This is a genomic window from Paraburkholderia sp. RL17-383-BIF-A, from assembly GCF_046028015.1.
GTDB lineage: Bacteria > Pseudomonadota > Gammaproteobacteria > Burkholderiales > Burkholderiaceae > Paraburkholderia.
Genome location: NZ_JARESR010000012.1, coordinates 17563 through 37803 on the forward strand (window position 1 = coordinate 17563; position 20241 = coordinate 37803).

General features: G+C 64.4%; 16 protein-coding genes. 10 read left to right on the forward strand and 6 right to left on the reverse strand.

Annotated elements, in window-relative coordinates:
- Positions 1 to 105: 105 nt before the first annotated feature.
- Together P0D71_RS16015 and P0D71_RS16020 are read right to left on the reverse strand one after the other, a co-directional pair.
- The gene (locus tag P0D71_RS16015; RefSeq protein ID WP_408181874.1) at positions 106 to 1779 is read right to left on the reverse strand and encodes a S10 family peptidase; all 1674 of its coding nucleotides are present in this window, start codon (positions 1777 to 1779) and stop codon (positions 106 to 108) included.
- A gap of 74 nt (positions 1780 to 1853) precedes the next feature.
- Positions 1854 to 3413: a S53 family peptidase gene (locus P0D71_RS16020; RefSeq protein ID WP_091802308.1), complete on the reverse strand. Its 1560-nt coding sequence runs from the start codon at positions 3411 to 3413 to the stop codon at positions 1854 to 1856.
- 304 nt (positions 3414 to 3717) lie between these two features.
- On the opposite strand from P0D71_RS16020, the gene P0D71_RS16025 reads away from it, so the two are divergent.
- Complete coding sequence (locus P0D71_RS16025; RefSeq protein ID WP_408181878.1) at positions 3718 to 4227, forward strand: DUF1993 domain-containing protein; 510 nt, start codon at positions 3718 to 3720, stop codon at positions 4225 to 4227.
- A gap of 108 nt (positions 4228 to 4335) precedes the next feature.
- Here P0D71_RS16025 and P0D71_RS16030 read toward each other — a convergent pair whose 3' ends face one another.
- Positions 4336 to 4656 (reverse strand): YnfA family protein, encoded by a 321-nt coding sequence (locus P0D71_RS16030; RefSeq protein WP_091802314.1) that lies wholly within the window; start codon positions 4654 to 4656, stop codon positions 4336 to 4338.
- 136 nt (positions 4657 to 4792) lie between these two features.
- Here P0D71_RS16030 and P0D71_RS16035 point away from each other — a divergent pair, with 136 nt between their 5' ends.
- Positions 4793 to 4966, forward strand: coding sequence for a DUF1289 domain-containing protein (locus P0D71_RS16035; protein ID WP_091802317.1), 174 nt, complete (start codon positions 4793 to 4795; stop codon positions 4964 to 4966).
- 56 nt (positions 4967 to 5022) lie between these two features.
- Here the strand turns inward: P0D71_RS16035 and P0D71_RS16040 are convergent, their stop codons facing one another.
- Complete coding sequence (locus P0D71_RS16040) at positions 5023 to 5676, reverse strand: LysE family translocator (protein ID WP_408480941.1); 654 nt, start codon at positions 5674 to 5676, stop codon at positions 5023 to 5025.
- Positions 5677 to 5831: 155 nt separating this feature from the next.
- Here P0D71_RS16040 and P0D71_RS16045 point away from each other — a divergent pair, with 155 nt between their 5' ends.
- Together P0D71_RS16045 and P0D71_RS16050 are read left to right on the forward strand one after the other, a co-directional pair.
- Positions 5832 to 6299 carry an Lrp/AsnC family transcriptional regulator gene (locus tag P0D71_RS16045; RefSeq protein WP_408300727.1) on the forward strand — a complete coding sequence of 156 codons (468 nt, stop codon included), beginning with the start codon at positions 5832 to 5834 and terminating at the stop codon, positions 6297 to 6299.
- Positions 6300 to 6364: 65 nt separating this feature from the next.
- Positions 6365 to 6598 carry a hypothetical protein gene (locus tag P0D71_RS16050; protein WP_091802324.1) on the forward strand — a complete coding sequence of 78 codons (234 nt, stop codon included), beginning with the start codon at positions 6365 to 6367 and terminating at the stop codon, positions 6596 to 6598.
- Between the two features lie 76 nt (positions 6599 to 6674).
- Here P0D71_RS16050 and P0D71_RS16055 read toward each other — a convergent pair whose 3' ends face one another.
- Positions 6675 to 7151: an OsmC family protein gene (locus P0D71_RS16055; protein ID WP_408480943.1), complete on the reverse strand. Its 477-nt coding sequence runs from the start codon at positions 7149 to 7151 to the stop codon at positions 6675 to 6677.
- 91 nt (positions 7152 to 7242) lie between these two features.
- A complete protein-coding gene (locus P0D71_RS16060; RefSeq protein ID WP_091802330.1) occupies positions 7243 to 7581 on the reverse strand; it encodes a hypothetical protein in 339 nt (112 codons plus the stop codon).
- A gap of 157 nt (positions 7582 to 7738) precedes the next feature.
- Here P0D71_RS16060 and P0D71_RS16065 point away from each other — a divergent pair, with 157 nt between their 5' ends.
- The 6 genes from P0D71_RS16065 to P0D71_RS16090 all read left to right on the forward strand — a co-directional run bounded on the left by P0D71_RS16065 (position 7739) and on the right by P0D71_RS16090 (position 20226).
- Positions 7739 to 8410, forward strand: a complete 672-nt coding sequence (locus P0D71_RS16065; RefSeq protein ID WP_408480945.1) for an HD domain-containing protein — start codon at positions 7739 to 7741, stop codon at positions 8408 to 8410.
- Positions 8411 to 8610: 200 nt separating this feature from the next.
- Positions 8611 to 10617, forward strand: coding sequence for a bifunctional DedA family/phosphatase PAP2 family protein (locus P0D71_RS16070; protein ID WP_408300735.1), 2007 nt, complete (start codon positions 8611 to 8613; stop codon positions 10615 to 10617).
- A gap of 404 nt (positions 10618 to 11021) precedes the next feature.
- Positions 11022 to 12278 carry an efflux RND transporter periplasmic adaptor subunit gene (locus P0D71_RS16075; RefSeq protein WP_408480947.1) on the forward strand — a complete coding sequence of 419 codons (1257 nt, stop codon included), beginning with the start codon at positions 11022 to 11024 and terminating at the stop codon, positions 12276 to 12278.
- A 15-nt stretch (positions 12279 to 12293) separates the two neighbouring features.
- Positions 12294 to 15419 carry an efflux RND transporter permease subunit gene (locus P0D71_RS16080; RefSeq protein WP_408480949.1) on the forward strand — a complete coding sequence of 1042 codons (3126 nt, stop codon included), beginning with the start codon at positions 12294 to 12296 and terminating at the stop codon, positions 15417 to 15419.
- Complete coding sequence (locus P0D71_RS16085) at positions 15416 to 18736, forward strand: efflux RND transporter permease subunit (protein WP_091802342.1); 3321 nt, start codon at positions 15416 to 15418, stop codon at positions 18734 to 18736. Before P0D71_RS16080 ends, P0D71_RS16085 begins: the two co-directional genes overlap by 4 nt.
- The gene (locus P0D71_RS16090) at positions 18733 to 20226 is read left to right on the forward strand and encodes an efflux transporter outer membrane subunit (RefSeq protein WP_408480952.1); all 1494 of its coding nucleotides are present in this window, start codon (positions 18733 to 18735) and stop codon (positions 20224 to 20226) included. Before P0D71_RS16085 ends, P0D71_RS16090 begins: the two co-directional genes overlap by 4 nt.
- Positions 20227 to 20241: the final 15 nt, after the last annotated feature.

The window sequence follows — 20241 nt, forward strand, 5'->3', positions numbered from 1 at the left end:
CGCACCGCCAATCCCCCTTCCCGCTACGGACGCCGCTCGCGGATCGCGCGCAACACCGCACGTTCCACACGAGAGGCGTCCGCCACGCTCCGTGTCAATGTGACGCTACCTCGGCACACGCGCCTGCAGCGCACGAATACGGAACATGGCCTGCGTGTCGGACACGGTGGTTTCGTACATCTTTGCGAGGTCCGCCTTCAGCGCGGTGCGCGATCCGCCGTCGAGATAGACCATATGCCCCGACGGATAAAAGCGCGCCGACAAATTCTGCCGGACCTGCTGACTGAGCAGCGGCATCTGCTGCAGATCGAGCACGGTTTGATAAAACGGCGTCACGTAATCGAAGAAACCGTTGGCCGACAGCACCTTCAGATCGGGATTGAGCGCCATGACGGCGGCAAGGTCGCCGGCGGTGTACAGAATGATGTTGCCCTTCGCGTCCACCCCCTTCTGCGCGCCTGTCGGATCGATGTGACTGAAGTCCCAGTACTGGAAGGCCTGATCGTTCAGGTCGGTGAATGACGAATTCGATGTGTATTTCAACTGCTCGTTCAGATACACGTTCCACATCGTCGTATAGACGCCGGTGACCGCCGTCATGGTCGGATCGTTGCCGCCGGAGTTCGGGTCGATCTTGCCGGCAATGCCCGTGCCGATCGCCGTCACGCGGCCGTCGTATTCGCCGAGCGCGAGACCTTTGGATTTCAGCAGCGTAGTCAGGAATAGCGAATTACCCCGGCTGTCGTACGACGCGATATCCAGACTCCAGGCAAGCAAGGTTGTTTTATCTATCCCGGTGTATTCGCTAAGTTTTTCGACCGTTGCCGAATCGGTGGTCGGAAATTTACGCAGCGCGGCCAGATAGTCGGTGCGCGCGAATTGCGCGACTTCTTCGGCGAACGTGCCGAGATCGGTTGGCCGCGGCGCGATGCCGAGCTTCTTGTGATACCACGCGTCCGCTGCCGCCGTGGGCAGCGTGCCGACCGGGTTGCCGGATTGCGTGTAATCGAGAATCGACGATTGCAGCGTAATGCCGTTCAGATCGACGCCGTCTTCGTGTAATCGGTAAGCGAGCACGCAACTACGCGCCGTGCCGTACGACTCGCCAAACAGGTACTTGGGCGAGTTCCAACGGTTGTTCTTGGTCAGAAAGCGCTTGATGAATTGCTTGATCGAGTCGGCATCCTGATCGACGCCCCAGAAGTCGCGGTTCTTCTTCGGGGCGATCGCCGCCGAGTAGCCCGTGCCGACCGGATTGATGAAGACGAGGTCGCTTTTGTCCAGCAGACTGTCCGGGTTGTCTTCCATCGAATAGGGCGCGGGCGGCGTAAAGCTCGGCATCGACGTCTTGATGCGACGCGGCGCGAACGAGCCCAGCAGCACGAACACCGACGACGATCCCGGCCCGCCGTTATAGAAAAACGTGAGCGGCCGCGCTTCTTCTTTCTGCTTGTCCTGCGTGAAGGCCACGTAGAACATCCGGGCTTCCGGTTGCGAACTGCTCGGGTCGACGATCACGAGGTGTCCCGCCGTCGCCGTGTAGTTGATCTTGCGCCCGCCGATGGTGACCGAATGATGCGTGATCGCAGCGGTCTCCGCGGTATCGGTGACGGAATCGTCCGGCCCGTTACCGTATGCGACCGGATCGAAGAACGGCTGATCGCCGGCTTTGTGCGGCGAGCTGGCCGCTGCCGGTGCCGCGGGTGCGGCCGGTGCAGCCGAAGCATGAGCATTGTGCGACGACTGCGGACTAACGGAAGCTGACTCTGTGTTCGTCATGATCGCTCCATGGGTTCGTTCACGTCTTGTACGTCGCCCCCAAAGCAGACCTGCTTCGGGGCGTGTGTTGCAGACTATAGTGCGGCCGCCACCTTCTGACCATTGGGACTGCCGAGCCCCGTGCAGGCGTCCCAGCCCGTGGCTGCCGCGAAGCTGCCGTTGTTGCCTTGCGTGATGTCGTTACACACGCCCGGCGTCTTGTACAGCTTGGGATTGATGAACCCGGCCGGCTGTCCTTTGGCCGCATTGATACGCGCGATCAGCGCGGCCCACAGCGGCGCGACCGCACTGGTGCCGCCGACCACCGTCTGCGTACCGTCGATCAATACGTTGTAGCCGGTCACCGGAGAAGCGTCGCCTGCTACGTCCGGCACGCCGCGCCCGCTGAGCGCCTTCTTGCCGCCGCTCGACGACGTGGCGGACAAACCCTTTTGCCACGTCGGCGCCGCAAAGGCATGGCTCACGCCGCCGCCGGTCGCGCCGCCCTGCGCGCCGTCGTTCCACACTACCTCGTGCGAGATCGAAGTGCCCGACGCGGTGAGGTTCGTGCCGCCGCAGGCCAGTACATACGGGCTCGAAGCCGGGAAGTCGACCTGGTCGCCGCCACTCACGCCGTCGCTCGAACCGCTGTCGCCCGACGCCGCGCATACCGTGACACCGAGGGCCGCGGCCGACTGCAGCACGCTGTTGAAGGCCTGCATCGACTGGCTGGTCCAGTTCGACTCCGGGCCGCCCCAACTGATCGAAATGACCGACGGCTTGTTGGTCGTGTCGTGTACCGCGCGGCTCACCGCGTCGATGAAACCGGAGTCGCTATTCTGCGTGAAATACACCGCGATCTTCGCGCCGGGCGCGATCGCGCCGACGATCTCGATATCGAGCGTCACCTCGCCGTCCGGTCCGTTCGGATCGCCGCTCGGCTGATTGCTGCCCTGATCGACGCCGACCGATTTCACCGTGGGCGACGCGACGCCGAGGCTCGCGAAGTAGGACTTGAGATCGGCGGTGTTGTAGCCGCCGCCCAGTTCGATGATACCCACGCACTGGCCGCCGCCATCGCCTTGCGGAAAATGGTAGAGCGACGCGAGTTGCGGCGGCGTAAAGGAAGCCTGATGGGCCCGGGCCGGCTGGAACGGCGGCCGGATGCGAAAGTGCGGCCGCGCCTGCGGACGATTGTCGAGGCCCATCACGGCTTCCACCACGCCGCGCAGATCGTCTGGCACGCTGATCGGGCCGGTGCGCCCACGGAACTGCCCGGCCGTGTGATGTTCGTAATGTTCCAGCTTGACGGAAAACGCATCCTGGAACTGGGCAATCGTGCCGCCCAGCACGACCGAGCGCGCGGCCGGATCTTCGCGCACCACGGTCAGCCCGTGTTCGGCGGCGAAGGCCTTGACCTTGGCGATATCGTCCGGCGCGGCGCCGTAGTCTGTGGCAAGCGCCTCGCGCGAGAGCGGCTTGACGCCCGGATCGCCTGCTTCGATCTTGCTCATCAGCGCGTCGAACTGCGCCTGCTGCTGACGGCGCAACATGACGAACACCTCGATCCGCTGCGCCGGATCGCATTGCCCCACGACTTTCGAACCCTGTTCCACTGTTCGTTCACTGCCTGGCAGCGGGTGCTTGTTGACCATGGTGTCGACTCTCCAGTTAGCGTGACGGCGCAATCCACACAGTGGACCCAGCACGCCACGCGCCTGCACGACCTCATTGCCTGAAGCCGGCGGCAAGTTACTGTTTCAGGGACCTCGTCAAACCGTCCGACCAATCCATTCAAACACAGTTCCGGCGTGCGCGGCAGTTGTCCGAATGGCCAGCGCCGCGCCGCACCGACACGCATACGCCACCGCTCGCGCTATGATGCTGCAGCGGCAATCCAGCCGTTACGTTGCCTCGCGCGCCATCCGCGCGCACGATCAAAGAATCAGAGGAAGCCCCATGTCAATTTCGATGTATCAAGCATCACTGCCCGTGTTGATCCGCGGCCTGACAAACCTGCAGGTCATTCTGGGCAAAGCCGAAGCACACGCTGCCGAAAAGCAGATCGAGCCTACGGTGTTCACGACCGCCCGGCTCGCACCGGACATGCTGCCGCTCACGCGCCAGGTCTATATCGCGAGCGACACCGCGAAGGGCTGCGCCGCGCGGCTGGCCGGCGTCGAGGCGCCGAAGTTCGACGACGTCGAACAGACTTTTGAAGAACTGACTGCCCGCCTTCAAAAGACGATCGATTATCTGAAGGAATTCAAGCCGGAACAGATCGACGGTTCAGAAGCGCGCGAGATCACGCTGAAAATGCGCACGGGTCCGATCGAGTTCACGGGCCTGTCGTATCTGCTCGGTTTCGTGCTGCCGAATTTCTATTTTCACGTCACGACGGCGTACGACATTCTGCGTCACAACGGCGTCGACCTCGGCAAGCTCGACTATCTCGGCGGCATCAAGTAAAACGCATGTTCCGCACGGACTCGAGGTCTGTGCGAATGCGCAATGAGTGTTGGTGAGAGACGTTTGAAGGACGCGGCAAACACGTGCGGGCCGCGCCCCGGTGTCAGCTCAAACGCGCGGCTGGAACGCGATGATCGCCATGCCGGCCAGCGTAAAGGCGACGCCGGCCGCGTCCCACAGCGTGGGCCGCACCTTGTCCACGCACCACAGCCAGGCAATCGCCACCGCCACGTACACACCGCCGTAAGCCGCATAAACGCGGCCTGCGGCGGTACCGTGCAGGGTCAACAGCCAGGCGAACAACGCGAGGCTGAGCGCGCCCGGCACGAGCAGCCAGATCGAACCGCCCTCTTTCAGCCACCGCCACGGCAAATAGCAGCCGACAATTTCAGCAACGGCGGTCACGGCATAAAGCAGAAAAGTCTTCATTAACGATGAGTAAGCAGGTGATTGTGATGCCACGAATGAGGTATGGCGCTCTATCGGCTTTATTAACACAATCACTTGGCGCGCGGGCACGGCGCGTGCGAGAGTCTTCGAGTCCTTTCCTTAATTGCCCTTCGCCATGAGCATTGCTTCACCCTGCATCGACATCTGCAAATTCGACGGCAAAACCGGTTTCTGCATTGGCTGTTTGCGCACTCGCGACGAATGCAAAAGCTGGAAGAAGATGAAAGACAAGCATCGCAGGAAAATCATCGAGGACCGTTCGCGGCGCGAGCATAAGCTGAACAAGTAAGCGATCCGCCAACGCCATGCGTAGCGCGGCGCTTCTCGTCGTGCCTTCGCGCCGCGTCAGTCCAACGAAAGCCGCAGCGCAAATCCGATCAACGCCGCCGAGAAGGTCCAGCGCTGCAGCGTTTGCGCCAGCGGATGGGCGCGCATCCAATTGGCGATGCGGGCAGCGCCGATCGCGTACATCACGTCGAAACATGCGCCTATGGCGAGCAACACCAAGCCTAGCTCGACCATCTGCAAAACCACCGGCCCCGCTTCCGGGCGCACGAACTGCGGCAGCAGCACCGAACAGAACAACAGCGCTTTCGGATTCAGCAAGTTGGTCAGCAGACCTTTGACGAAAGCAGCCCGCAGCGGGCGCGACTCGCCGTTTGCGGGAGCGCCCGCTGCGGCTTTCGCCGTGTCGCCGTCAGGCAGCGCGAACACCGGCGAACGAAAAATCTGGATGCCCACCCACGCGAGATAAACCGCGCCGCCATAGCGCACCACGTCGTATAACCACGGCGCGTTGCGCAACAGCGCGGCCACGCCGCACGCCGAGAGCGTCACGTGCGCGGCGCGCGCGAGACCCAGTCCGCCGGCAGCCGCGAAACCGCTACGCGCACCGCGTCCGATACTGGTTTGCAGCACCAGCGCCATGTCCGGGCCCGGCACGGCATAAACGACGAAAAGCGCTGCGATATAGACGGCCAGCAGGTGTGCGGAAATCATCAGAGGCTCCTGTTTTTCAGGGCTCTATCTTGCAATTGCCGGCGGAGGGTTTGTTGGCGAATTACTGGCCCGGTATCTTTGGATTTGGAGGAATGCGCTAACATTACGGCTTAGGCTTGTGTTTTCCTCCAAACCGCTATTGACATCGCCGAGCCATGACAATCGACCTCGATAAAACAGATCGCGCGATCCTCGCCGCGCTGCAGAAAGACGGGCGCATGTCGAACGCGCGGCTGGCCGAAACGGTCGGCCTGAGCGAAACGCCGTGCGCGCGCCGTCTCAAGCGCCTCGAAAACGACGGGTATATCGACCAATACCGCGCCATGCTGTCGCGCTCCGCGCTTGGCTTTGGCGTGGTGGCCTTCGTCTATGTCCGTTTTGCCGTGCACGATCGCGCGGTGGCGACGCGCTTCGAGCGCGAGGTGCAGGCGATCCCACGCATTCTGGCGTGTCACAACGTGTCGGGCAGCGCCGATTACATCCTGCAGGTGGTGGCGCGCGACCTCGACGACTACGGCACCTTCATGCGCGACGAGATGCGCAGCCTGCCGGGCGTGACATCGGTGGAATCGGCGCTGTCGTTGCGAGAGGTAAAAGCCAACGGCGGCTTGCCGCTATCCTGAACGCGGACGTGGCATAGTCACGCCTTTGAAACGGCGCGAGCCGACCCGACGAATCTGGAGTTCTCATGGATCACGAACAGGCACGAGCCGAAGAAACCGCCGCGATGACGCGCGTATTGACCGCCACGCAGCGGGTGCAGTCGGCCTTTGCATCGCTGCAATCGCAGTTCCCGCCCGCCGGCAGCGGCACGCCTTCGCAGTTCGCGCTGCAAACATTTGACGCGGCGCTGCAGGAACTCGAAGACGCGCAAGCCGCGTTCGACGAACTGCTTGGCGATCTGCTCGACGGCAATCGTTGAGAAGCCGTCAAGGCATGCCGCCTCTGAAAGAGCGGCCGGGCACGACTGCTTCAGAGCGCAGCCGGGCAAGACGCTCTCAATGCCCTTCGATTTCGACGACCGGCTCGCAGAGAATCGGAAAATTGACCGAGTTCGCGATGTAGCACTTCTCGTGCGCGACGTGATGCAAGTGCGCGGCGAGTTCGGCATCGCCGCCCGCCCGAATCACGACGTGCGGGCGCAGAACGATTTGTGAAAAACGGCCCTGCTTGGGATCGTCGAGCATGGTGCCTTCGGCATGGTCGCGATACGCGGTGACGGTGATGCCGGCGTCCGCGCATAGATGCAGATACCAGAGTTGATGGCAGGCGCTCGCCGAGGCGACCAGCAGATCCTCCGGATTCCAGCGTTTGGCGTCGCCGAGAAAGGCCGCGTCCGATGACCCGGGAAGCTCGGGTTTGTCGCCAGCGGCAATCACATGATCGCGCCCGTAGTCACGGTAGCCCGACGTGCCGCTTCCGCGATTGCCGGTCCACTGCACCGACACCTTGTATTTGTGCTCGCCGTATGCCATGCCAACCTCCCTTTGATTTGAATCGGATCCGGTCGCAGAGGCGTGCATTTTATACGCGGACATCACGCGACGGCGGCGCGCCGCTTGCTGACTAATTCGGCGAACTTGGCGGTAATGGCCTTCCGGCGAGAGGCGGCGCACGCGGGTCCGGGCTTTCGTTCAGGTTCGTGCCGTTTGCCCGCATGTTGCTGAGTGCGTGGCCTGCCCCCGCGCCGCTTGTCCTTCCCACGGCCGGCGCCCCGCTCGTGCCGGCGCCCGCCCCCAGCCCCGTCGCCGCCGCGCCGCCCGTGTTGTTGAGCCCGTTGGACTGCACGCCATTCAAGCCGAAGCCGCCCGCGTTGGCCGGTCGAGCGACAAGCTGCGCGTAAGCCGTCGCGGTGCAGCCGATCATAAGCGCCGACGCTACGATACCGCCCCATACTGTCTTCATGGCCACTCCGTTACATCGTCGAATTGCGCGGCCGCGGTGTCAGCACGGCGACCACTCGAACAGTATGACGACGCCGAGCCCGCTTCGTTCAGAAGTGAAAATCGGGGCGCGACGGACGATACGCGATAATCGACGGTTTTCTTCGCAGACCGCTTCGATGCCTTCGATAACACCCGCCTCGTTCGACCCCTTCGCCCCTTTCGCCCCGTTCCAGGAACTGGCCCGAACCCTCCTGCCGCATGCGGGCGACGACAACGGCGACGGCTCGCACGACACCTCGCATCTGCAACGCGTCTGGAAAAACGCAGCGTCGATCCACGCGGAAGAAGGCGGCGATGCGCAGGTCCTGTTCGCCGCCACGCTGCTACACGACTGCGTAGCGGTCGAAAAGAATTCGCCGCTGCGCGCGCGGGCCTCCCGACTATCGGCGGAAAAAGCGGCGCGCGTGCTGGCGTCGCTCGGTTGGGCACAAGCGCAGGTTCAGGCGACGGCGCACGCCATCGAAGCACACAGTTTTTCAGCAGCCGTCACGCCGACCACACTCGAAGCGAAAACGCTGCAAGACGCCGACCGGCTCGACGCGATCGGCGTGCTGGGCGTGGCGCGCTGCTTCTACGTTGCCGGGCGGATGGGCCGCACCTTGTACGACCCAGCCGATCCACACGCAACACAGCGCCCGCTGGATGACACGCGCTTCACGCTGGACCATTTCCATACCAAGCTGCTGAAACTGTCCGAGGGTTTTCAGACGGCCACGGGCGCGCGTCTGGCCGGCATCCGCCATGCCCGCCTGCAACGTTTCCTCGACGAATTCAGCGACGAAATCTGAACGTCGGGCCCACACTGCCAACCGCAACCGCCATGCGGATCGCCACACGCATTCACGTTCGCGGCGCTAGGTCGAGCGATTGACTGCGCGCTTCGCGAACCCTCGCCTGCGTCACTGGATGCCGGCTTCTAAAAAGGAATAAGACGGCCGCCGTGCGCGTTATGATCAATCGTTATGCCAGAAACGGCTGATCGCACACGATGGAGCACGCTTACGTTCACCTCCTGCATCTGCTGGCCGGCCACCCGGGCTGGACACTCACGGTCATCTTCCTTGCGGCGTTTCTGGAGGCCGTCGCCGTTATCGGCACCTTCATTCCGGGCAGCACCGCAATGTTTCTCGCCGGGGCGCTGGCGGGCACCGGGTCGCTCAGCCTCGGCTGGGTTTTCGTGTGGGCCATCGCGGGAGCCATCGCCGGCGACGGCATGAGCTTCTGGCTCGGCAGCCGCTATAAAGACCGGATCGTCCAGTTCTGGCCGTTCCGCAAACATCCCGAAGTGCTCGAGGCTGGCCACCGCTTCTTTCGCAAACATGGCGCGAAGAGCGTCGTGCTGGCGCGCTTCATCGGCCCGTTGCGGGCGATCGTGCCGGTGGTGGCGGGCATGCTGCGCATGCCGCCACTGCTTTTCTACGGCATGAACGTGCTCTCGGCGCTAATCTGGGCACCCGCTCACATCCTCCCCGGCATGATCTTCGGCGCTTCGGTGCTGCTGGCCGGCGCGGTGTCGTTCCGGCTCGTGGTGATCATCGCGTTGCTGGCGGGTATCGTCTGGCTGAGCTTTCGCGCCGCGCGTGTGCTGCTCTCGCATGCCAATGCGTGGTCGAGCGCGGCCGGGCTTCAGGTGGGCGCCTGGGCTTGCCGGCACCCCGGCCCGTTCGGCCGTTTCGCGCGCAAGATGCTCGACCCGGCGACACCGGACGCCAGCAGCATCCTGCTGACGTCGCTGGTCGTAATCGTGTCCGGCGCACTGTTCTTCGGCGTGCTGGAAGACGTTCTCAGCGGCGATCCGCTCACGCAAGTAGACCTCTCGGTCTATCACTTCCTGCAATCGGTACGCACGCCCTGGAGCGACACCGTTCTCGCGGGACTCTCGACGCTCGGCAGCAGCATCACGCTCGCGGCGCTGATCGTGACGGTCGTGATCTGGATGCTGCTGGAACGGCGCTGGCGCACCATGGGCTACTGGCTCGCGGCCGTAGTGTTTTCCCAATTGCTGATCTTCGCGCTGCAGTTCGCGATGCACCGCGCGCCGCCGAATGATCTGATGGTCGGCGCGTATGTATTTCCGAGCGATCACGTCGCCGCGACCGTTATCGTGTACGGCTTCCTCGCGTTCCTGCTGGCGCGCCGGGTCGGCATGCTCGAAGGCGTCATGGTGGCGGCCGCGAGCGCGATCGTCGTGATCGTGGTCGCGCTCGCGGGACTGTACTTCGGCAAATATTGGGTATCCGATGCGATCGGCGGCGCCGCGCTCGCCTACATCTGGGTCGCGATCGTTGCGCTGACCGCAATGTGGCGGCACCCGGAAACACCGCCCGAGCGCACCTTCATGCCGCTGGTGGTGCTGCTGGTCATGCTGGTCAGCGTGGGCCTGCAACTCGGCGTGGCCATGCCCGCGCCGCCGCCGGATACGGCGTTGCGGCCGCCGCCCGTGCTCGTCACCCAGGCGCAGTGGACGCTCTCCGTGTGGAAACGTCTGCCGTGTTACCGCTCGGATATGGGCGGCGACAGCATGGAGCCGCTCACACTGCAGTGGGCCTCGAACCTCGATTCGATCCGCGGGCAGTTGCGCGCCCACGGTTGGGTGGAGGGCACGGACGTGTCGGCGCACAGCCTGCTCTCGCTCGCCTCGCCCAATGTGGCGGCCGTGTCGCTGCCGGTCTTGCCGAAGCTGAACAATGGCGTGCCGTCCTCGGTGGTCTTCATGCGTCCGGGCAACACGCGCGACGAGCGCGACGTGCTGCGCTTCTGGCCCAGTGGTTACGCCGTGGAAAACGGCACGTCCGCCACACCGTTGTGGGTCGGCGCTTTCGCGCACGAGCGGCTGTCCCGGCCGTCATGGCCCATCAACATTCTGCGGGTCGACAGAGGGATCACGTCGTTGGACGCGCACGCCAAATCCAGTGCGAGTCTCGGCGCGGCGATCGTCGGCAGGGTGAGTTGCCATGGCGTGCCGGTGTCGCTGCTCGCCTCGCCGGTGGAGTAAGCGCATTCCCTGTCATGCCGAAGAAATCGCTCTGTGCTCAACCAGTTAGCCCGCTTGGCCAGGACTTGTCCACAAGGATATGAACATTTTCTGTGGGTAACTTTTCCGTCCATGCGGGGCCCTTACCCCCTTAATCCTTAGCCCGTTTTGCATGACGCTTCGGGAGCGGCTCCGTCACACCTGGGTCTCGTCGACTTACCGTAACAAACCGAAACCCCCGTCCAGGCGATGCCGCGAGAAATAGCTCCACAGTCGGATAGACTCTGCTACTGATTGTCTGGATTCCTGTCGCCGGCAACGGCGATACCCATCCTGGGAGTTCGTATGACGCGCTTCGACAGCAATTGGCCTGGCCGTCCATGGGCGGTGTTCGCCGGGTGCCACGAGTCCCGCGGGAGGCCGTCATGAGCGAAGCGCCGTCAATCCAGGCGAGGCGTCCCCGAAGAGGCCGGCTCGTACTCGCGGTCGTGCTGCTGGCGCTGATCGCGCTGGTGGCCTTCCATCTGCTGCGCTCGAAGGCGCCCAAACCCACTGTTGCGCCCCAGGTCGTGACGGTCGCCGCCGCCACCACCGGATCGATGCCGGAAATCCTGAGCGAGCTGGGCACGGTCACGCCCGTCGCCACCGTGACCGTATTGCCGCAACTGAGCGGCTACTTGACCGCCGTCGGCTACCGCGAAGGGCAGGACGTGCAGAAAGGTCAGTTCCTCGCGCAAATCGATCCGCGCCAATACGAAATCAGCAAGCGCCAGGCCGAGGCGCAACTTGCCAAGGACAAGGCGGCGCTCGCCCAGGCGCGCGCCGATCTCGCGCGCTATACGCAACTGAACGAGCGCAAGTCGATCGCCGAGCAGACCTATGCGGATCAGAAGTTTCTCGTCCAGCAGGACGAAGCGGCGATCAAGGCCGACGAAGCCAACATCGCCCAATTCGCGCTCGACCTGATCTACTGCCATATCACCGCGCCGGTATCGGGCCGGGTCGGACTGCGCCTCGTCGATCCGGGCAACTACGTTACCGCGTCAAGCCAGCCGGGCATTGCCGTCATCACGACGATGAAGCCGACCACGGTCCAGTTCACCGTGCCGCAAACCGCGCTCGACAAGGTGCTGCGCCGCACCAACGCAGGCGCGCAGCTCCCCGTCACGGTGTTCAGCAGCGACAACTCCCGGCAGCTCGCGACCGGCACGCTGTACGCGATCAACAACCAGATGGCGACGGCGACCGGCACGGTCACGCTGCGCGCGTCGTTCGCCAATGACGATGAGGCGCTGTTCCCCAACGAGTTCGTCAACGTCAAGCTGCTGGTCGACACGCTGCAAGACGTGGTGCTGGTGCCGACGCCCGCGGTGCAGAACGGCGCGCCGGGCGACTACGTGTATCTGGTCAACGCCGACAATACGGTATCGGTGCGCAAGGTCACGCTCGGACCGGGCGATGGCCAGCACACGGTGATTACGTCAGGGCTCGCAGCCGGCAACGTGGTCGTGACCGATGGCATGGACCGCTTGAGCGACGGCGTGAAGATCAAGGCATCCGCAGCCCGGCCGGCTGCGGGCGCTTCGGGCGCTTCGGGCTCGACGCCGGCTGCGGCGCCCGCGTCCGCCGCGAGCGGCACGCCGGCGGCGGCAGCGCCCGGCGCGGCGTCCATGGCTTCGTAGTCCGCCGACCCGCCGATGAACTTCTCCCGCCTGTTCATCCTCCGTCCCGTGGCGACGTCGCTGCTGATGGTCGCACTCGTGCTCGTCGGCCTGGTCGCGGTGCGCTTCCTGCCGGTTTCCTCGCTGCCCGACGTCGACTATCCGACCATCCAGGTCCAGACCTTCTACCCGGGCGCCAGCCCGAACGTGATGGCGACCACCGTCACGGCGCCGCTCGAAGTGCAACTCGGCGAGATTCCGGGCTTGCAGCAGATGGTCTCGTACAGTTCGGAAGGCGCGTCGGTGATCACGCTGCAATTCGATCTCTCGCTGAGTCTCGACATTGCCGAACAGAACGTGCAGCAGGCCATCAACGCCGCCAACAGTTTTTTGCCGACCGGGCTGCCCGCGCCGCCCACCTACGCGAAGGTCAACCCGGCCGATCAGCCGATCCTCACGCTCGCGGTCACGTCGAAGTCCATGTCGCTGACGCAGTTGCAGGACACCGCCAACAATCGTCTTGCCACGAAGATCTCCGAAGTCTCCGGCGTCGGTCTCGTCACGACCGCCGGCGGCAACGTGCCGGCCGTGCGCGTCGAAGCGGACCCGCAGAAGCTCGCCGCCTACGGCCTGAATCTCGACGATCTGCGCACCTTGCTCGCCAACGTCAATGTGAGCCAGCCAAAAGGGAATTTCGACGGACCGGAACTCGACTACACGATCAACGCGAACGATCAGATCGTCGACCCGCAAGACTACCTGGCCACCGTGATCGCCTATCAGAACGGCGCGCCGGTGTATCTGCGCGATGTTGCGCGCGTGAGCCAGGCCGCGCAGGACGTCGAGCGTGGAGCGTGGTACAACCGCACGCCGGCCATCGTGCTGAACGTGCAGCGCCAGCCGGGCGCGAACGTGATCGCTACGGTGAACCAGATCATGAAGCAGTTGCCGGCGCTCGAATCGACGCTGCCCGCCGGCCTGCAAGTCACGGTGGTGGCGAACACCACGGGCGTGATCCGCTCGTCGGTCTCGGACGCCGCTTTCGAACTGGTGCTCGCCGTGGTGCTGGTCGTGCTGGTGATTTTCGTGTTCCTGCGCAACGTGCCCGCCACGATCATTCCGAGCATCTCCGTGCCCGTGTCGCTGATCGGCACGCTCGCCGTGATGTACCAGCTCAACTATTCGATCGACAACCTCTCGCTGATGGCGCTGATCATCGCGACCGGTTTCGTCGTCGACGATTCGATCGTGATGATCGAGAACATCGTGCGCTATCTGGAGGAAGGCAAGACGCCGCTCGAAGCCGCGCTCGAAGGCGCCGGGCAGATCGGCTTCACGATTCTCTCGCTGACGGTCTCGCTGATCGCGGTGTTGATCCCGCTGCTGTTCATGGGCGGCGTGATCGGCCGGCTGTTCAGCGAATTCGCGATCACGCTGGCGGTGACGATCGTGATTTCGGCGGTGGTCTCGCTGACCGTCGTGCCGATGCTATGCGCGCGCCTCCTGCGCGCGCAGGCGCAGCGCCATCCGAGTCGCTTCGAGCGGTTCAGCGAAGGCCTGTTCGACAAGACGCTCGCGGCGTACGAACGCGGCCTGCGCTGGGTGCTCGATCACCAGACGCTCACGCTGGTGGTCGCACTCGTCACCGTCGCGCTCACTGCGATCCTGTACATCGTGATTCCGAAGGGCCTGTTCCCGGTGCAGGACGTGGGCGTGATCCAGGGCATCAGCGTGGCCGACAACTCGGTGTCGTACACGTCGATGGTCCGGCGTCAGAGCGCCCTCGCCGACGCGATCCTGAAGGATCCCGACGTGGTGTCGCTCACCTCCTATGTCGGCATCGACGGGACCAATCCGACGCTCAACAACGGCCGGTTCCTGATCAATCTGCGCCCGCGCGACGACCGCTCGGCGAGCGCCGCGGAAATCGGCCGCCGGATCCAGCAGGAAGTCGCCGAGGTGCCCGGCATTCGGCTGTATCTGCAACCGGAACAGGACCTGACGCTCGACACCTCGATCTCGCGCAACCAGTACAACTTCGTGCTGCGCGGGCCGAATCAGCAGGCCTTCAACCAGTACGTGCCCGCGCTGATCGCGCGCATGAAGCAGATTCCCGCGATCACGGACGTCACGAGCGACCTGAACACCAACGGTCTGAGCGTGAACGTCGAAGTGAACCGGCAACTCGCCGCGCGCTATGGCATCACCGCGGCCACGATCGACAACGCACTGTACGACGCGCTCGGCCAGCGCATCGTATCGACCATCTTTCAGCAGTCCAACCAATACCGCGTGATTCTCGTGGCGAAGCCCGAAACACTGCCCACCGTGCAGTCGATCGGCAACCTGTATCTACCGAGCCAGACGAGCAGCAGCGGTCAGGTGCCGCTGTCGGGCATCGCGAAGATCAGCATCACGCAATCGCCGCTGATGATCAGCCATCTCGCCCAGTTCCCGGCGGTGACGATCTCGTTCAACCTCGCGCAGGACGCGTCGCTGAGCGCCGCGGTCGCGCAGATCCGCGACGCCGAGCGCGCGGTGAACCTGCCGCCGTCGATCACGTCGTCTTTTCAGGGCGCGGCGCAGGCATTCGAAGATTCGCTCACGAGCGAGGTGTATCTGCTGATCGCCGCGCTCGTCGCCGTGTATATCGTGCTCGGCGTGCTGTACGAAAGCTATATCCACCCGGTGACGATTCTCTCGACGCTGCCGTCGGCCGGCATCGGCGCCCTGCTCGCGTTGATGATCGCGGGCAACGATCTCGACGTGATCGGCATCATCGGGATCGTGCTGCTGATCGGCATCGTCAAGAAGAACGCGATCATGATGGTGGACTTCGCGCTCGAAGCGGAGCGCGTGCATGGCAAGCCGGCGCATCAAGCGATTTTCGAAGCGTCGCTGCTGCGCTTCCGGCCGATCCTGATGACCACGCTCGCGGCCATGCTAGGCGCGCTGCCCATGCTGCTCGGCACCGGCACCGGCTCGGAACTGCGCCGGCCGCTCGGCCTCGCGATCATCGGCGGGCTCATGCTCAGCCAGGTGCTGACGCTGTTCACGACGCCGGTGATCTATCTGTTCTTCGACCGCCTCGCGCAGCGCGTGAACAGCCGGCGCCGCGCGGCCAGCGAAGGCGCGGCCGCGCCGTCGGAGAATACGCCGTGAACCTCTCGGCGCTCTTTATCCGGCGCCCGGTGGCGACCGCGCTGCTGGCGGTCGCGATCCTGATATCCGGCGCGCTCGCCTATTTCCGCCTGCCGGTCGCGCCGCTGCCGAACATTGCGTTTCCGGTGATCGCACTGCAGGCGAACATGGCGGGCGCGAGTCCCGAGATCATGGCCGCCACGGTCGCCGAGCCGCTGGAGCGGCGCCTTGCCACCATCGCCGACGTGAACCAGCTCACCTCGATCAGTTACGTGGGCTCGTCGATGATCATTGTCGTGTTCGGTCTGAACCGCGATATCAACGGCGCGGCGCGCGACGTGCAGGCCGCCATTCAGGCCGCGCGCGCCGACCTGCCCACCACGCTGCGCAGCAATCCCACGTACCGCCAGTACAATCCGGCCGGCGCACCGATCATGGTGCTCGCACTGACTTCGGACACGCTCACCAAAGCCCAGCTCTATGACTCCGCCGATTCGGTGATCCAGCAGCAGCTATCGCAGGTGGATGGCGTCGGGCAGATCACGCTCGGTGGCGGCGCATTGCCCTCGGTGCGCGTCGAACTGGAACCCGGCAAGCTGAACAGCTACGGCATCGGCCTGGAAGACGTGCGCGCCGCGATCGGCGCGGCCAACGCGAATAGCGCGAAAGGCCATATCGACCAGGGCGAGCAGCGCTATGTGGTCACGTCGAACGACCAGATCAGCAAGGCCGCGCCCTATCGCGACGTGGTGATCGCGTATCGCGACGGCGCGCCCGTCCTGCTGCGCGACGTCGCTCAGGTGCGCGATTCGAATGAGAACATCCGCAACGCCGGGCTCTACAACGGCAAGTCGGCCGTGCTCGTGATCGTCTATCCGACGCCGGGCAGCAACGTGGTGCAGACGGTCCAGCAGATCCAGTCGCGCCTGCCGATCATCGAAGCCGCGTTGCCGAGCGCGATCCACGTGAACGTCGCGATCGACCGCTCGGAGTCGGTCCGGGCCTCGGTGGCCGACACCGAGCGCACGCTGTTCATCGCCGTGCTGCTGGTAGTGGGCGTGGTCTTCGTGTTCCTGCTGTCGCCGCGCGCCACGCTGATTCCGGCGGTCGCGCTGCCGCTGTCGATCGTCGGCTCGTTCGGACCGATGTATCTGCTCGGCTATAGCATCGACAACCTCTCGCTGATGGCGTTGACGATCGGCACGGGCTTCGTGGTCGACGACGCGGTGGTGGTGCTGGAGAACATCGTGCGTCATCTCGAAGCCGGGCTCGATCCAAAGGAAGCCGCGCTGCGCGGCAGCGCCGAGGTCGGCTTCACGGTGATCTCGATGAGCCTCTCGCTGATCGCGGTGTTTCTGCCGATCCTGTTGATGCCCGGCATTGTCGGGCTGCTGTTTCATGAGTTCGCCGTCACGCTCTCGATTGCGATCCTGCTCTCGCTGCTGATTTCGCTGACCATCACGCCGGTCATGTGCGCCTACCTGCTCAGCCGCGACCGCACGATGCATGTAGAGGCGCGCTGGGCGCGCTGGGCCGAGGCGCAGTTCGAGCGCTTCAAGAACGCCTATGCCCGCTCGCTCGCGGCGGCGCTCGATCATGCGCTCGCGGTCGTCCTGCTGTTGATCGGCCTGCTCGTGCTCAACGTGTTCCTGGTCCGGCTGCTATCCGGGACGTTCTTTCCGGAACAGGACACCGGCATCCTGATCGGCCAGATCATTGCCGATCAGAGCGTGTCGTTCAACGCCATGGAAAAGAAGCTCGCGCAATTGCAGGCGATCGTGAAGCAGGACCCTGCGGTGGCATCGGTGGCGGGCTTCACCGGCGGGCGCGCGCTGAACACGGCCAACGTCTTCATCGAACTCAAGCCGCTCGCGCAACGCCATCTGTCGGCGACGGAAGTGGTCAACCGGCTGCGCCCCAGGCTCAATGCCGTGTCGGGCGCGCGGCTTTTCCTGCAGGCGCAGCAGGATCTGCAGATCGGCGGGCGCCAGGCCGCGGCCGAATATCAGTACACCCTGACCAGCGACGATGCGAACGCGCTCTTCACGTGGGTGCCTAAACTCGTCACCGAACTCGGCAAATATCGCGGGAAACTGGAAGACGTGAACTCGGACCTCCAGCAGAACGGCTTGCAGACCTACGTGAACTTCAGCCGCGCGAGCGCCGCGCGTTACGGCTTCCAGCCGAATCAGATCGACAACGTGTTGTACGACGCCTTCGGCCAGCGCACCGTGTCCACCATCTACAACGCGCTGAACCAGTACTTCGTGGTGATGGAGGTCGCGCCGGCCTACTGGCAGTATCCGCAGGCGCTCAACCAGATCTTCCTCAGCACGGCCGCCGGCAACGCGAACGGCACGCAGCAAACGCAGATGTCCCGCGCCACCGTCAAAGCCATGCAGCAGTCGACGGCCGTCAGCAGCGCGTCAAGCGCCAGTGCCAATACCAACTCGCAGAACGCCGACGCCGAAGCGAACCAGCAGACCAACAGCATCTCTAACAGCAAGGGCGGCAATTCCAGCGGCAGCGCGGACAGCACCGCGGCCGAAACCATGGTCCCGCTCGCCGCCATGATGACCTTCTCGAACAGCCACACCGCCACCCAGGTGAATCACCAGAGCGGCCTCGTGGCCGGCACCATCTCGTTCAATCTGCCGGCTGGCGGATCCTTAAGCGAAGCCGGCCAGCTCATTGCGCAGGCCGAGCGCGACATCGGCATGCCCGCGTCGGTGCACGGCGCGTTCGCGGGCGCCGCGCAGGCCTACGCGCAATCCATGGGCGCCGTCCCGCTGCTGATTCTCGCCGCACTGGTGGTGGTCTACCTCGTGCTCGGCGTACTGTACGAGAATACGGTTCACCCGCTCACGATCCTGTCGACGCTGCCGTCGGCCGGCATCGGCGCAACACTCGCGCTGCTGATCTTCGGCACGCCGTTTTCGGTGATCGCGATGATCGGCATCATCCTTCTGATCGGCATCGTCAAGAAAAACGGCATCATGATGGTCGACGTCGCGATCCAGCTGCAACGCCATGAAGGCATGAATGCGCGCGATGCGATTCACCAGGCCGCCGTGGTGCGGCTGCGCCCGATCATGATGACGACCGCGGCCGCCGTGCTGGGCGCGGTGCCGCTTGCGATCGGCATCGGCCAGGGTGCGTCGTTGCGCCAGCCGCTCGGGGTGACGGTCATGGGTGGCCTGCTCGTGAGCCAGGTGTTCACGTTGTACACGACGCCGGTGATCTACCTGTACCTCGACCGGCTACGCGCGCGACTCGCGAAATGGTCCGCGCGCCTGCCATGGAATCGCCGCGGAGAAGCACCGGATACGAGCGCATGATGAAGACGATCTCCCCCACCAGACTCGCCGGCGCATTGCTGGCGTTATCGACCGTGTTGACAGGCGGCTGCATGGTCGGCCCCGATTACCATCGGCCGCCCGTCGCGACGCCCGCCGCGTGGAAAGAACTGCCCGGCTGGACCGAGGCGCGGCCCGCCGCCGAACGCCCGAAGGGAGACTGGTGGACCGCCTTCAACGACCCGCTCATCAATGAACTCGAACCGCTCGTGTCGGTGTCGAACCAGACCGTGCGCCAGAGCTATGCGAACTACCAGCAGGCGCTGGCCGAGGTGCGGCTCGCGCGCAGCGCCCTGTTCCCCACCATCGGCATTACCGGATCCGCGACCCGCGAACGTTCTTCGACGGGCAATCTGAGCAGCAGTCTGCTGGGCCGAGCGGGCGCGAGCAGCTTCCAGCGCATCAACAACGCCGGCTCGCTCGAAGCCAACGCGAGCTGGGCGCCCGACCTATGGGGCCTCGTGCGCCGCAATATCGAGGAAAGCGCCGCGACCGCGCAGGCAAGCCAGGCAACGCTCGCCAACGCGACACTTTCCGAACAGATCGCGCTCGCCAACGCGGTGATCGATCTGCGCGTAACGGATGTCAATATCGACTTGCTCAAGCACACCGTCGAGGCGTTCGAGCAATCGTTGCGCGTGGTCGCGGAGCAGGACAAGGCCGGCACCGTGCCGCCCTCCGATCTGGTGAGCGCGCAAACGCAACTGGAGTCGGCCCAATCGAGTCTGATTGCGCTGGGTGTCGCGCGCGCTCAATACGTTCATGCGATCGCCGTGCTGGTCGGCAGGAATCCGGAAGAACTGGACGTGCCCACGAACACCACGCTGCCGACGCTGCCGTCCATTCCGGTCAGCGTGCCATCCACGCTCCTGGAGCGCCGGCCCGACATTGCCGCCGCCGAGCGGCAAATGGCGGCACAGAACGCCGCGATCGGGGTGGCCGTCGCCGCCTATTACCCGACGATTTCGCTATCCGCGCTGGATGGTTTCACGCAGTCGCCGTTGAACGGCCTGCTGCATATCGCCAACTATGTCTGGTCGTTGGGCGGCCAGGCGAGCGAGACGCTGTTCGACGGTGGGCAACGCAGCGCGCAGGTCGACGCGGCCAAAGCGTCTTACGACGCGGCGCTGGCCAATTATCGCGGCACGGTGTTGACGGCGTTCCAGGGCGTGGAGAACGACCTCGCCGGCTTGCGTATCCTCGCGCAGCAAGCCGAGGTGCTGGAGCGCGCGGTACGCGACGCGACGCGCGGCACCGAGATCGCGCGCAATGAATACCAGGCTGGCACGGTGGACTTTACAACCGTCGCGACCGCGCAGGCCACGCAGTTGAACCTTCAGCAGACCGCGTTGAACGTGCAGCAAACACGGCTGCTCGACGCGGCGTCGTTGATCGGCGATCTGGGCGGCGGATGGTCCGACAGTGAGCTTGCCGACCCTCGGAAACCGGGACAACAGCAGGTGTCGCACTAGGCCGGTTTTGTTGCC